Source organism: Cellulosimicrobium sp. NPDC030954 (genome assembly GCF_055571305.1).
Genome location: NZ_JBVIFN010000008.1, coordinates 103,602 through 116,766, shown reverse-complemented (window position 1 = coordinate 116,766; position 13,165 = coordinate 103,602). Strand labels below are relative to the sequence as shown.

General features: G+C 74.2%; 9 protein-coding genes. 4 read left to right on the top strand and 5 right to left on the bottom strand.

Annotated elements, in window-relative coordinates; all coding sequences use genetic code 11:
• Positions 1 to 33: 33 nt before the first annotated feature.
• The 3 genes from ACZ402_RS15795 (at position 34) to rlmB (ending at position 4,080) form a co-directional block, all read left to right on the top strand.
• Positions 34 to 1,314: an alanine racemase gene (locus ACZ402_RS15795; RefSeq protein WP_375825181.1), complete on the top strand. Its 1,281-nt coding sequence runs from the start codon at positions 34 to 36 to the stop codon at positions 1,312 to 1,314.
• A 90-nt stretch (positions 1,315 to 1,404) separates the two neighbouring features.
• Positions 1,405 to 2,835, top strand: coding sequence for a cysteine--tRNA ligase (gene cysS / locus ACZ402_RS15790; protein WP_375825183.1), 1,431 nt, complete (start codon positions 1,405 to 1,407; stop codon positions 2,833 to 2,835).
• A gap of 231 nt (positions 2,836 to 3,066) precedes the next feature.
• Complete coding sequence (gene rlmB, locus ACZ402_RS15785) at positions 3,067 to 4,080, top strand: 23S rRNA (guanosine(2251)-2'-O)-methyltransferase RlmB (protein WP_375825184.1); 1,014 nt, start codon at positions 3,067 to 3,069, stop codon at positions 4,078 to 4,080.
• Between the two features lie 58 nt (positions 4,081 to 4,138).
• On the opposite strand, the gene ACZ402_RS15780 is transcribed toward rlmB, so the two are convergent.
• The 5 genes from ACZ402_RS15780 to ACZ402_RS15760 all read right to left on the bottom strand — a co-directional run bounded on the left by ACZ402_RS15780 (position 4,139) and on the right by ACZ402_RS15760 (position 11,151).
• Positions 4,139 to 5,398 carry a DUF4032 domain-containing protein gene (locus ACZ402_RS15780; protein ID WP_375825186.1) on the bottom strand — a complete coding sequence of 420 codons (1,260 nt, stop codon included), beginning with the start codon at positions 5,396 to 5,398 and terminating at the stop codon, positions 4,139 to 4,141.
• Positions 5,399 to 5,553: 155 nt separating this feature from the next.
• Positions 5,554 to 7,224 carry a discoidin domain-containing protein gene (locus tag ACZ402_RS15775; RefSeq protein ID WP_375825188.1) on the bottom strand — a complete coding sequence of 557 codons (1,671 nt, stop codon included), beginning with the start codon at positions 7,222 to 7,224 and terminating at the stop codon, positions 5,554 to 5,556.
• Between the two features lie 225 nt (positions 7,225 to 7,449).
• A complete protein-coding gene (locus ACZ402_RS15770; protein WP_375825189.1) occupies positions 7,450 to 8,574 on the bottom strand; it encodes an ABC transporter ATP-binding protein in 1,125 nt (374 codons plus the stop codon).
• Between the two features lie 250 nt (positions 8,575 to 8,824).
• Positions 8,825 to 9,691 (bottom strand): trehalose-phosphatase, encoded by an 867-nt coding sequence (gene otsB / locus ACZ402_RS15765; protein ID WP_375825191.1) that lies wholly within the window; start codon positions 9,689 to 9,691, stop codon positions 8,825 to 8,827.
• Positions 9,688 to 11,151, bottom strand: a complete 1,464-nt coding sequence (locus tag ACZ402_RS15760) for an alpha,alpha-trehalose-phosphate synthase (UDP-forming) (protein WP_375825192.1) — start codon at positions 11,149 to 11,151, stop codon at positions 9,688 to 9,690. Before ACZ402_RS15760 ends, otsB begins: the two co-directional genes overlap by 4 nt.
• A 216-nt stretch (positions 11,152 to 11,367) precedes the next feature.
• Between ACZ402_RS15760 and ACZ402_RS15755 the strand changes: the two genes are divergently transcribed.
• Complete coding sequence (locus tag ACZ402_RS15755) at positions 11,368 to 13,089, top strand: serine/threonine-protein kinase (protein ID WP_375825194.1); 1,722 nt, start codon at positions 11,368 to 11,370, stop codon at positions 13,087 to 13,089.
• Positions 13,090 to 13,165: the final 76 nt, after the last annotated feature.

Here is a 13,165-nt window from a genome sequence, read left to right as displayed (position 1 = left end):
TCTCACGCCCCCCGGGTGGCGTACGTTCTCCCCATGACGACCGACGCGGCGCCCGGACCGGGCTCGGGGACGAGGACGGGGACGGCCGACCCTGCCGGGGACGAGCGCGGTGCGACGCCGTCGCTGCTCGCCCGGCTGACGCGCGCGACCGCGGACCTCGACGGGCCGCTCGCCGTCGTCGACCTCGACCGGTTCGACGCCAACGCCGACGAGCTCCTCTCCCGTGCCGGGGGCGTGCCCGTGCGCGTCGCGTCGAAGTCGGTGCGCGTCCGCTCGCTGGTGACGCGGGCGGGCGAGCGCGGCTTCCAGGGCGTCATGGCGTTCTCGGTCCGCGAGGCGCTGTGGCTCGTCGACGCGGGCGTGCGCGACGTCCTCGTGGGCTACCCCTCCGTGGACCGCGGTGCGCTCGCCGCGCTCGCGCGGCACGAGGCGGGGCGGCGCGAGATCACGCTCATGGTCGACGACCCCGCGCACCTCGAGCTCGTGCGGCACGCGCTCGCCGAGGCGGCTGCGGGCGACGCGCCCCCCGTGCGCGTGTGCCTCGACGTGGACGCCTCGCTGCGGGTCGGCCTCGGGCTCGTCACGGTCCACCTCGGCACGCGGCGTTCGCCGTTGCACGACCCCCCGGACGTCGCGTCGCTCGCCGCCCGGGTCGTCTCGACGCCCGGGCTCGCGCTGCGCGGCCTGATGTTCTACGAGGCGCAGGTCGCCGGCATGCCCGACTCGAGCCTCGCCGTCCGCGCGGTCAAGCGGCTCTCGGTGCTCGAGCTGGGGGAGCGCCGCGGCGAGGTCGTCGCCGCGGTGCGCGACGTCGTCGGGCGAGACCTCGAGCTCGTGAACTCGGGCGGCACCGGGTCGCTCGAGACGTCGTCCGCGGACGGCGTCGTCACGGAGGTCACCGCCGGGTCGGGGCTCTACGTGCCCGGGCTGTTCGACGAGTACCGCTCCTTCCGCCCGCGCCCCTCGGCGTTCTTCGGCCTCGACGTCGTGCGCGTCCCCGCGCCCGGCTGGGCGACGGCGTTCGGCGGGGGCTACGTCGCGTCCGGCCCCGCGTCGCGCAGCCGCCTGCCGCGCGTCGCCACGCCCGGGTGGTCGCTCACGGGCCGCGAGGGCGCGGGCGAGGTCCAGACGCCGCTGCACCGGACCCGCGGCGCCGCGGGCGCCCCCGACCTCGGCGTGGGCGACCGCGTCTGGTTCCGGCACGGGAAGGCCGGGGAGGCGATGGAGCGGTTCGACCGCGTGCACCTCGTGCGCGGGGACGAGGTGGTCGACGTCGTGCCCACGTACCGCGGGGAGGGCAAGAGCTTCGGCTGACCGGGCCGGCCGTGGCCGGACCGGGACCGGCCGTGAGACCTGCCCGTGCCGCTTCGGCCGTGGTGGTACGTCCCCGGTACCCTTGCGGACGTGACTCTTCGCCTGTTCGACACCGCCACGCGGGACGTGCGCGACTTCGTGCCCCTGACACCGGGCGAGGTCGGCATCTACCTGTGCGGCGCGACGGTCCAGGCGGCCCCGCACATCGGCCACATGCGCTCGGCCGTCGCGTTCGACGTGCTCGTGCGCTGGCTGCGGCGCGGCGGCTCCCGCGTGACGCTCATCCGCAACGTCACCGACATCGACGACAAGATCCTCGTGAAGTCCGCCGACGCCGGCGAGCCGTGGTGGGCCTGGGCCGCGACGTACGAGCGCGCGTTCACCGCCGCGTACGACGCGCTCGGCGTCCTGCCGCCCACGTACGAGCCGCGCGCGACCGGGCACGTGCCGGACATGGTCGAGCTCATGGAGCGGCTCGTGGGGCGCGGGCACGCGTACACGACCGGTCCCGGCGACGTGTGGTTCGACGTGCGCTCGTGGTCCGAGTACGGCTCGCTGACCAACCAGCGCCTCGAGGACCTCAACCCCGTGCCCGACGACGTCCCCGCGGACGCCGAGGAGGCCGCCGCCAAGCGCGACCCGCGTGACTTCGCGCTCTGGAAGGCGCCCAAGGAGGGCGAGCCCGAGACCGCGTCGTGGCCCACGCCGTTCGGCCGCGGGCGCCCCGGCTGGCACCTCGAGTGCTCCGCGATGGCGCGCCGGTACCTCGGCGACACGTTCGACATCCACGGCGGCGGGCTCGACCTGCGCTTCCCGCACCACGAGAACGAGCAGGCGCAGTCGCGCGCCGCGGGCTACGGGTTCGCGCAGCACTGGCTGCACAGCGCGTGGGTCACGCAGGGCGGCGCCAAGATGAGCAAGTCGCTCGGCAACGGGCTCCTCGTGCGCGAGGTCCTCGCGACCACGAGCCCGGCCGTGCTGCGCTACGCCCTCGGGTCCGTGCAGTACCGCTCGATGCTCGAGTGGACGCCCGCGACCGTCACCGAGGCCGAGGCCACGTGGGAGCGGCTCGCCGGGTTCGTCGAGCGCGCGGCCGAGCGGGTCGGCGACGTGGGCGACGTGACCGAGGCCGAGCTCCCGACCGCGTTCACCGCGGCGATGGACGACGACCTCAACGTCCCGGCGGCGCTCGCCGTCGTGCACGAGCACCTGCGGGCGGGGAACGCGGCGCTCGCGGACCGCACGACGGCCGCGGACGCCGTCGCGCGCCACCACCTCGTCGCGGTACGGGCCATGCTCGACGTCCTCGGCCTCGACCCGGGCGACGCGCAGTGGGCCGACCGCGGGGACTCGCGCTACGCGGCGGTGCTCGACGCCGTCGTGGGCGCGGAGCTCGCGGCACGCGCCGAGGCGCGCGCGGCGCGCGACTTCGCGACCGCCGACGCGATCCGCGACCGGCTCGCCGCGGCGGGCGTCGCGGTCGAGGACTCGGCCGACGGCGCGCGCTGGACCCTCGCCTGACGACCGTCCCCGCGAGGTAGAGGCCTGGTGCGAGGTAGGGGCGTGGTCGTGACCATGCCTCTCCCTCGGTGGACCACGGCTCTCCCTCGACGCGGTGTCTGAGGGACACTGGACCCGGTGGCGCACCCGCGCCCGCTCGCACGAACCGACCGACCGACCTGACCGACCGGACCGGTGTCGATCCACCTGACCGACACCGACCGACCTGACCACGACACGACGGGTACACCCATGGCTGGCAACTCACAACGACGCGGCGCGACCCGCAAGCCCGGCAGCAAGAAGGGCGCGACCGTCGGCTCCGGCGGGCAGCGGCGCAAGGGCCTCGAGGGCCGCGGGCCGACCCCGAAGGCCGAGGACCGCGTCTACCACGCGGCGCACAAGCGCAAGGTCGCCGAGGAGAAGCGTGCCGCGACGCCGACCGGGCGCGGCGGCGCCACGCGCGGTGGCGCGGCCAGGGGCGGCGCGTCGCGCGGCGGCGGTCCGAAGGGCCGTGGCTCGGTGCAGGAGGTCGTCGCGGGCCGCAACTCCGTGCTGGAGGCGCTGCGGGCGCGCATCCCCGTCGAGGTCGTCTACCTCGCGGCGCGCCTCGACGCCGACGACCGCACGCGCGAGATCGTCGACATCGTCGCGGGCCGCGGCTACGACCTCCTCGAGGTCGGCAAGCCGGAGCTCGACCGCCTCACCGACGGCGCCGTGCACCAGGGCGTCGCGATCAAGGTGCCGCCGTACGAGTACGCCGACGTCGACGACCTGCTCGACGCGGCCGAGGCGACGGGCCGTCCGCCGCTGATCGTCGCGCTCGACGGCGTGACCGACCCCCGCAACCTCGGCGCCGTGCTGCGCTCGGCGGGCGCGTTCGGGGCGCACGGCGTGCTCGTCCCCGAGCGTCGCGCCGCGGGCGTCACGGCGTCCGCGTGGAAGGTCTCGGCCGGGGCGGCCGCCCGGGTGCCCGTCGCACGCGCGACCAACCTGGTCCGCGCCCTCGGCGAGCTGAAGAAGGCGGGCTGCTTCGTCGTCGGGCTCGACGCCGGCGGGGAGACCGCGATCGGCGACCTCCAGCTCGCGACCGAGCCGCTCGTCGTCGTCGCCGGGTCCGAGGGCAAGGGGCTGTCGCGCCTCGTGCGCGAGGCGTGCGACGTCGTCGCCTCGATCCCCATCGGCTCGGACACCGAGTCGCTCAACGCCGCCGTCGCGACGGGCATCTCGCTCTACGAGGTCGCGCGCCTGCGCCGCGAGGCCTGACACCCCTCGTCCTGTCGGCGCCCCACCGGTCCTCGGACCCGTGGGGCGCTGACGGGTCTCAGCCGTAGTACTCGGGGTCCTTCTCGCCCGGCGCGAGGCCGAGGATCGCCTTCTCGTCCGGGCGGTGGCGCAGGACGTTCTCGACGTACGACTGCGTCGCCTCCGCCATCGGGACGTCCCGGCCCGCGCGCTCGGAGATGAACCAGCGGTGGTCGAGGATCTCGTGGAAGAGCTGTGCCGGCTCGAGCTTGCGGCGCAGGTTGCGGGGCACGGCCTGGATCGTGGGCTCGAACACGCCGCTGAGCCAGTCGTGGGCGACGAACTCCTCGTCGTCGTTCTGCCGTTCCGCCGCCGCGCGGAACGAGTCGAGGTCGTTGAGCAGACGGCGCGCCTGGTTCTCCTGCACGTCGAGGCCCGTGAGGCGCAGCAGGCGCCGCGAGTGGTGCCCCGCGTCCACGACCTTGGGCTGGATCTGCACCGTCGTGCCGTCGATGTCCGTCGTGATCGCGAGCTCGTCGACGTCGAAGCCGAGGTTGTTGAGGTGCTCGATGCGGGCCGCGACGCGCCACCGCTCGTTCGCGTCGAACGACTCGGACGTCGTCAGCGCCTCCCACAGCTCCTCGTAGCGCGCGACGAGCGCGTCGCCGATCGCGACCTCGTCCACGTCCTCGTCGAGCAGCTCGCCGGCGGCCAGGTCCATGAGCTCGCCGATGATGTTCGTCCGTGCGAGGTCGACGTCGTACGAGCGCTGGCCGGGGGAGAGCTCGCGGTGCAGGTCGCCCGTCTCCGCGTCCACGAGGAACGCCGCGAACGTCTCGGCGTCGCGCCGGAACAGCGTGTTGGAGAGCGACACGTCGCCCCAGTAGAAGCCCACGAGGTGCAGGCGCACGAGCAGCACGGCGAGCGCGTCGATGAGGCGCGTCGCGGTGTCCGGGCGCAGCGACTGGCTGAACAGCGCGCGGTACGGGAGCGAGAACTGCAGGTGCTCCGTGATGAGGACGGCCTCGAGCCGCTCGCCGTTCGCGTCCTGGCGCCCCGTGATGACTCCCACCGGCACGACGCTCGGCACCTCGAGCCGCCGGAGCTGGCGCAGCAGCTCGTACTCGCGGTACGCGACCGTCTCGCCGATCTCCTTGATGGCGATGACGCGCCCCGAGAGGCGGACGAACCGCACGATGTGCCGGGAGATACCGCGCGGCAGCGCCGCGAGGGTCTCGGCCGGCCACTCCTCGAGCGGGATGTCCCAGGGCAGGTCGAGGAGAGCCGGGTCGGGGGCCGACGCGGTGATCTGCAGGTTGTGCACCGTCACGGGGTCCATTGTCCACGGTCTGCGTCCCGCGCCCGACGGGGGTGCGTCGTCGGCCCTCCGCACGACGGCGGCGCCCGCCGGCCTCGGGTCGAGGCCGGCGGGCGCCGGGTCGGGGCTCGGGCGGCCCCGGGTGCGGGCGCGAGGGCCACGCACCCGGGGAGCCGTCAGGAGCAGTCGAGCGCGTCGTGCTCGACGTCGACCGTCGAGGTGACGTCCTCGCCGTCGACCGTCGCGGTGCCCGTGACGGTCACCGTGCCGCTCGCGACCGAGGCCGAGCGCACCGCGAACGACTGGTACGCGTTCTTGCCCGGGGCGACGTCGGCGAACTCGCGGGTGCCGTAGGCGGTCGCGAGGGTCACGTCGACCGGCGCATCCTCGCCGTTCGCCGCGCGGACCGCGAGGTACGCCTGGCCGGCGAGGCACCGGGCCTGCACCGCGACGTCGAGGTCGAGCTGCCCGCTCGGCGTGCCGTAGACCTCGAGCTCGTAGAGCGAGAAGCCCCACTGCGTCGCGCGCTCGGTGAGGTAGAGGCGCACGTACCGGCCCGTGGCCGCGACGTCCAGCTCGTCGTACCCGCCGTCACCGTCGGTGACGGTGTGTACCGTGGTCCAGGTCTCGCCGTCCGGCGAGGTCTGGATCTCGTACCCCGACCCGTACGCGGTCTCCCAGTCGATCACGACCTGGCTGAGGTCGTAGCTCGCGCCGAGGTCCACCGCGATCCACTCCGGGTCGTTCCACGCGCTGCTCCAGCGGGTGCCGGCGTTGCCGTCGACCGCCATCTCGGGCTCGTGACCGGCCTCGTCGATGCTGGAGGCCGTCACCGGGCGGCCCAGGGCGAGCGACTCGTCGCCCTCGTTCCCGCCCCCGTCCTCGGACTCGAAGCAGCGGAGGTACCGGTAGGACTCCGCCGAGGTCTCGAACGACGGCGCCCAGTCCCACTCGTAGGTGTAGTACTGCACGTACGGCTCGGCCGCGGCGATGATCGCCGGGAGGTCGAGGTCGCCCCGGCCGAGGGCGACCTGCCGCATGTCGCCGGGCGCGTTGACGTTCACGGCGTCCTTGATGTGCAGCAGCTCGATGCGGTCCCCGTGCTCCTCGATCCACGCGGGGACGTCGAGGCCGGCGTCGGCGGCCCAGCCGACGTCGAGCTCGAACGTGACGTAGCGCGGGTCGGTGTTCTCCTCGATGACCTCCCAGGCGCTGACCATCTCGCCGGTGACCGGGTCGGGGTACCGCGTGGTGAACTCGCTCTGGTGGTTGTGCAGCACGATCTTGTTCGCGCCGTTCTCGTGCGCGTACTGGCCGAGCTGGTTGACGTAGGCGGCGGTCGCGACCGCCTCGGCGTAGGTGCCGTAGCCACCGGCCATGCCGCCGGTGCCGATGTAGTCCTGGCCCAGCGCGACGGCGTACGCGACGGTCTGGGGCCACGAGCCCCAGTCCGTGCTGCCGTGGCTGGACGACACCGCGAGGCCGTGCTTGTCGAGGATCGCCTGGTACTCCTCGACGGGCATCGAGTAGGGCTGGTTGTACGGCTCGACGTTGGTGAACCCTGCGCCCGCCACCTCCCCGAGCACGCGGTCGATCGTCTCGGCGGACGGCGTCCCCGAGCCCCCGAGCTCACCGACGTGCGTGTAGAGCTGGATGGAGATCTTCGAGTCGGGAAGGCCGTCGTCCGGGCCGCACGTCTCGGCCGCGGCGAGGGTGGTCGGTGGGCTGGTCTCGGCTGACGGGGCGGCGACGGCGGGGGCCGCGGCGAACGTGCCCGCGACGAGCGCGCCGCCCGTCAGTGCGGCGCCGAGGCGCCGGGCGCGGGACGAAGGGTGCGAGATCTGCATGAGGCTCCAATTGACAGCGTTGTCTATTTGGCTGACGAACATGCGACTTCTGATGTCACGTGTGCAAAAGTAGTCTTGTGGTCGACCATGACCCTGTCAAGGGCGAGCCGCGCCGACGCCCGTGGCCCGGCACCGTGCCTCGGGGAGCGCACCGCCGGGAGACGACGAAGGGCGGGCCCTCCCGACCGGGAGGACCCGCCCTGCGGCGGTGCTGCGTGACGGGTGTCAGCTGATGCGCTGACCCGACGCCGCACCGAAGACGTGCGAGTGACCCGGGCGGATCGTCACGTAGATGCGCTCGCCCTTGGCCGGGACGTTGCGCGGGTCGACGCGGACGATGACCTGGTTGTCACCGGCGCCCGAGTGGACGTCGGCCTGCGAGGCCAGGTCGCCCTTGAGCGTGCCGTAGACGAACGCGTCGGAGCCGAGCTCCTCGACGATGTTCACCTCGACCGGGAACGCGGCCTCGTTCGCCTGCGACACGACGTCGAGCGACTCGGGGCGGAAGCCGATGGTGACCTTGCCGTTGTCCGCCTCGGTGATCTTCGCGGCCGTCTCGCGCTCGAGCGCGATGCGGGCCGGGCCCACCTCGGCGACGCCGTTCTTGACCACGAACGTGCCGATGTTCATCGCCGGCGAGCCGATGAAGCCCGCGACGAAGACGTTGGCCGGCGTGTCGTACATCTCGCGCGGCGTGCCGACCTGCTGGAGCAGGCCGTCCTTGAGGACCGCGATGCGGTCACCCATGGTGAGGGCCTCGGTCTGGTCGTGCGTGACGTAGACGGTCGTGACGCCGAGACGACGCTGGAGCGACGCGATCTGCGTACGGGTCTGGACGCGGAGCTTGGCGTCGAGGTTCGACAGCGGCTCGTCCATGAGGAACACCTGCGGCTGGCGGACGATCGCGCGGCCCATGGCGACGCGCTGGCGCTGACCACCGGAGAGCGCCTTCGGCTTGCGGTCGAGGTACTCGGTGAGGTCGAGGATCTTCGCGGCCTCCTCGACGCGCTGGCGGATCTCCGCCTTCGGCGTGCCGGCGATCTTCAGCGCGAAGCCCATGTTGTCCGCGACGGACATGTGCGGGTAGAGCGCGTAGTTCTGGAAGACCATCGCGATGTCGCGGTCCTTCGGCTGGACGTCCGTGACGTCGCGGTCGCCGATGTAGATGTGTCCGCCGTTGACGTCCTCGAGGCCCGCGAGCATGCGGAGCGAGGTCGACTTGCCGCAGCCCGAGGGGCCGACGAGGACGAGGAACTCGCCGTCCTCGATGTGCAGGTTGAGCTGGTCCACGGCGGGACGCTCGGTCCCGGGGTAGAGCCGGGTTGCGTGGTCGTAGGTGACCGTAGCCATGACTGGTACATCCCTCCACCGGCAGGTACGTGCCGGACGATCCGTTGTGCAGTGACGTGCCACGTCGACGTAGCTGTTCGCGATGGCGGACGAGCGTGTCTTCGACGACACAGAAGAAGTCGGACCCCCTCTAGCCCGAGCAGGGGACCCGACGTCATCGTGGACCCGATACTACTCCCGGTTCTGAGTGCTTCGTCACAGAGCCGGTCACGATCGGGTAGCGGTCTCGTGGTGCCCCGGGCCGGGGCCCTCAGGCCCCCGGGCGCCCCAGCAGGTCGGCGAGCAGGTCGAGCACCGCCGCCAGCGCGTCCGCGTCCGGCACCCGCTGCGCCGCGAGCGTCGTGCCGTCGCCGACCTTGACCCCGAGGTCGCCCGGGCCGAGCACGGCGAACGCGGTCTCGTCCGTCGTGTCGTCCCCGGCGTAGAGCACGCGCGTCCGCGCGTGCGGGAGCCCCGCGTCGTGCCCGACGACGTCCCGCAGCCGGTCGACCGCCTCGCCCTTCGACGTCTCGACGACGGCGACCTCGACCACGTCCTTGCCGTGCATCGCGTGCAGCCCCAGGCGCACGGCCACCGCGTCCGCGGCGTCCTCGGCGGCGCGCGAGTCCGCCGCGGACGCGAGCCGCGTGTGCAGGACGGCGGCGCTCGGCTTCTCCTGCACCCAGGCCCCCTCGCGCCCCGCGACGGCGTCGGCGAACCCCGCGCGCAGCGCGTCGAGCCGGTCCGCCTGGTCCGGGGTGAGCTCCAGGGGGACGGCCTCGAGCCCCGCGGGCGTGACGACGCCCGTCTCGGCGCCGTGGCTGCCCACGAGGAACGTCCCGACGGGCGGCAGGCTGCGCTCGGCGAGGTCCGCGAGGTGGCGCCCGGAGACCAGGGCGAGGCGCGTCGTCGTCCCGGCGAGGACCGCCCCGAGGCGGTCGACGGCGGCCCGTGCGGCGGGCGCCATGCGTGCCGCGTGCGGGTCGTCGACGAGCGGCGCGAGGGTCCCGTCGAAGTCGAGCGCGACGAGCCGGGGGTGCGGGGCGTCACCGCCGTCCGCCGCGAACGCGCGCGCGGCCTCCGCGACGGGACCGGGCGGCGTCACCGGCTGGAAGGGGACGTCGTCGGGCCGGGTCACGCGCCGGCCCCCGCGGCGAGGTCGGCCTGCGCGCCGTCCTGGCCCGCGTCGTCGGGCCGCCGGTGCGGCACGCGCGACGGCATGGCCGTGAGGACCCCCAGGAACGACTCCGACCACTTCGCGACGTCGTCGTTGAGGACCTTGCGGCGCAGGCGGCGCATGCGCTTGCGCTGCTCGCGGTGGTCCATGTGCGCGGCCGCCACGATGATGTCCTTCATCCCGTCGATGTCGTGCGGGTTGACGAGGAGCGCGCCGGAGGAGAGCTCGTCCGCAGCGCCCGTGAACTCCGAGAGGACCAGCACGCCGCGGTCGTCCGAGCGGGCGGCGACGTACTCCTTGGCGACGAGGTTCATGCCGTCGCGCAGCGAGGTGACGAGCATGACGTCCGCCGCGAGGTACAGCGCGGCCATCTCCTCGGGCGGGTAGGAGTGGTGCAGGTAGTGGATCGCGGCGTGCCCGATCTCCGCGTACTCGCCGTTGATCCGCCCGACCGCGCCCTCGACGTGCTCGCGCAGCTCCTGGTAGGCGTCGACGTTCTCGCGGCTCGGGCTCGCGACCTGGACGAGCGTCGCGTGCTCGACGTCGAGCCGGCCGTCCTGCAGGAGCTCGCCGTACGCCTTGATGCGGTGCCGGATGCCCTTGGTGTAGTCGAGGCGGTCGACGCCGAGCATCATGATGTCCGGGTCGCCGAGGTCCGCGCGGATCTCGCGCGAGCGCTGCTGGACCTCGGGCGTGCGGGCGAGCTCGTCGAAGCGGCGCGAGTCGATCGAGATGGGGAACGCCGCGGCGCGCACGTGGCGGTCGCGACCGTCCTCACCGGGGACCGTGATGATGGGGCCGCGCGTCGTGTGCGCGCGCAGGCGGCGCACCGCGCGGATGAAGTTCGCGGCGTCGCCGGCGCGCTGGAAGCCCACGAGGTCCGCGCCGAGGAGGCCGTCGAGCACCTGCCGCCGCCACGGGAGCTGCTGGAACAGCTCGAGGGGCGGGAACGGGATGTGGTTGAAGAACCCGATCCGCACGTCGGGGCGCTGGGCGCGGATCATCTGCGGCACGAGCTGGAGCTGGTAGTCGTGCACCCACACGACGCCGCCCCGCGAGACCTGCGCGACGGCCGCGTCGGCGAAGCGCTGGTTGACCCGGCGGTACGCCTCCCACCACGTGCGGTGGTACGTGGGCGGCGAGATGACGTCGTGGTAGAGGGGCCAGAGCGTGTCGTTGGAGAAGCCCTCGTAGTAGCGCTCGATCTCGTCGGCGGAGAGGGTGACGGGCACGAGCCGCATGTCGTCGGCGTCGAACGGGTCGCTCGCGAGGTCGGGCGCGCCGGACCAGCCGACCCACGCGCCGTCGGACGCCTGCATGACGGGCTCGAGCGCCGTGACGAGACCGCCGGGCGAGCGGTTCCACTCGACGTCGCCGCCGGGTCCGACCGTGAAGTCCACGGGCAGCCGGTTGGCCACCACGACGAGATCGAATCCGTCTTTGCCTGTCAATGGACTTCTCCTTGAGGTTCGATAGATCGCGCCTGGGCGACCCAGGGTAGTCGGCCCGTCCGCCCCGCGGACGGGGCGTCCGTCCCGGGCCGACCCGCCCACCGGGCCCGCATCGCCCGTCTGAACGCCCGTCCGGAACGTTCGTCCGGAAGGCGACGACCGGCCCGCTGCCGCTACCTTGTCACCATGGAGGAGCCCACGCAGCGCGTCGACGCGCGGACCGCGCCGGGCGGCCCGGCGCGCGGGCCGACACCGGGCACCGAGGTCGGGGGCTACCTCATCGGCTCGCGGCTCGGCTCGGGCGCCATGGGCACCGTCCACAGCGCGCACGACGGCGGTGGGAACCTCGTCGCGATCAAGCTCCTGCACGCGCACGTCGACCTCGACGCCGCGGCCCAGGGACGCGAGCGGCTGCGCCGTGAGGCGCTCGCCCTGCAGCGCCTGCGGCACCCCGCCGTCGCGCAGATCCTCGACGTCGAGCTCGACGGCCCCGACGCGTTCATCGTCACCGAGCTCGTCGACGGCCCGACCCTCGAGGACGAGGTCGCCGAGGGCGGCCCGCTCGACCCGTGGGACCTCTACGAGCTCGCCGACCAGCTCGCCGCCGCGCTCGAGTCGGTGCACGCGGCGGGCGTCGTGCACCGCGACCTCAAGCCGAGCAACGTCATGGTCTCCTCGCGCGGCCCGGTGCTCATCGACTTCGGCATCGCGCAGGGCCTGGAGGACGCGCGCGTCACGTCGACCGGCCTCGTCATGGGGACGCCGGGCTACCTCGCGCCCGAGCTGCTCGAAGGGGCCGCCCCGAGCGTCGGGAGCGACTGGTGGGGCTGGGCCGCGCTCCTCGCCTACGCCGCGACGGGCCGGGCCCCGTTCGGGGTGCGACCGACCGACGTCGTCCTGGCCCGCGCCCGCAGCGGGCGGCCCGACCTCGCCGGCCTCGGGCCCGTCACGGCGCGCGTGCTCGCCGGGGCCCTGCACGCGGACCCCGCGCAGCGGCTCGGGCCGACCGAGGTCGTCGCCGCACTGCGGCACGCCGCCGACACGGGCGACGCCGCCCCTGCGACCCAGGTCGTCGGCGCGCCCACGGGCCCCACGCAGGTCGTGCCGCCGGTCGCCGTCGTCCCGGGGGGCACCGGGGCGCAGGCGTGGACCGGCCAGGCGCACGTCGTGCCGCCGCCCCTGCCCACGTCGCAGTCCCAGGTCAACGACGGCCGCACCATGGCCGTCCCGGCCGGCCACGACCTCATGGACGACCTCGGGGCCCCGCCCGTGGGGGAGGACGGCGAGCCGCTCTACGTGCGGCCCGTGCCCGCCGCGCGCCGCACCGCGCTGCTCCTCCTCGCGGCCCCGCTCGTGCTCCTGGGCATGCTGCACCCGGGCGTCGCGTTCGTCGTGCTCTCCGTGCTCGTCGTCCTCGCGCGCGTCGTCGGGGTGACGACCGAGTCGCTGCACGCACGGCGCGAGCGGCGCGGCGTCTCGCCCCGGGACACGGTGCGGGCCGTCGCGGCGTCACCCTGGTACGTCGTGCGCGCCGTGGTCGGGGCGCTCCCGTCCCTGCTCGTCGCGGCCTGCGCGGGCGTGCTCGTCGTCGTGGCCGGGTGGTGGCTGCTGGAGTCCGACCGCTGGGTCGTCGTCGAGGGCGCGGACGGCGGGAACTCGCCCGTCGTCACGACCGTGATCCTGGGCCTCGCGGCGCTCGCGGCCGTCGTGCTCGCGTGGGCCGGTCCGCTGACCCACCTCACGCGCTACGGGACGCGGACCGCGCTCGCGCGGCTCGCCCCGGGACGCACGGGGACCCTGGTGCTCGCGGGCGTCGGGCTCGCCCTCACGATCCTGTGCGTCGTCCTCCTCGCCGGCGACCCCGAGGTGACGTGGTGGCCGTTCCCCGGGCCCCCGTCGCTGCGCTGAGCGGCATCGCGTCGCTCGCCGACGCGCCCGGCCGGTGCGCCCGACCCGTCCTGGACGTTCCCAGCCCGCTACCAGC

Bases quoted from the DNA above. Each gene is read 5' to 3' on its own strand.
- ACZ402_RS15795 (WP_375825181.1), top strand. From the start codon at position 34: ATGACGACCGACGCGGCGCCCGGACCGGGCTCGGGGACGAGGACGGGG.
- rlmB (WP_375825184.1), top strand. From the start codon at position 3,067: ATGGCTGGCAACTCACAACGACGCGGCGCGACCCGCAAGCCCGGCAGC.
- ACZ402_RS15780 (WP_375825186.1), bottom strand. From the start codon at position 5,398: ATGGACCCCGTGACGGTGCACAACCTGCAGATCACCGCGTCGGCCCCC.
- ACZ402_RS15775 (WP_375825188.1), bottom strand. From the start codon at position 7,224: ATGCAGATCTCGCACCCTTCGTCCCGCGCCCGGCGCCTCGGCGCCGCA.
- ACZ402_RS15770 (WP_375825189.1), bottom strand. From the start codon at position 8,574: ATGGCTACGGTCACCTACGACCACGCAACCCGGCTCTACCCCGGGACC.
- ACZ402_RS15755 (WP_375825194.1), top strand. From the start codon at position 11,368: ATGGAGGAGCCCACGCAGCGCGTCGACGCGCGGACCGCGCCGGGCGGC.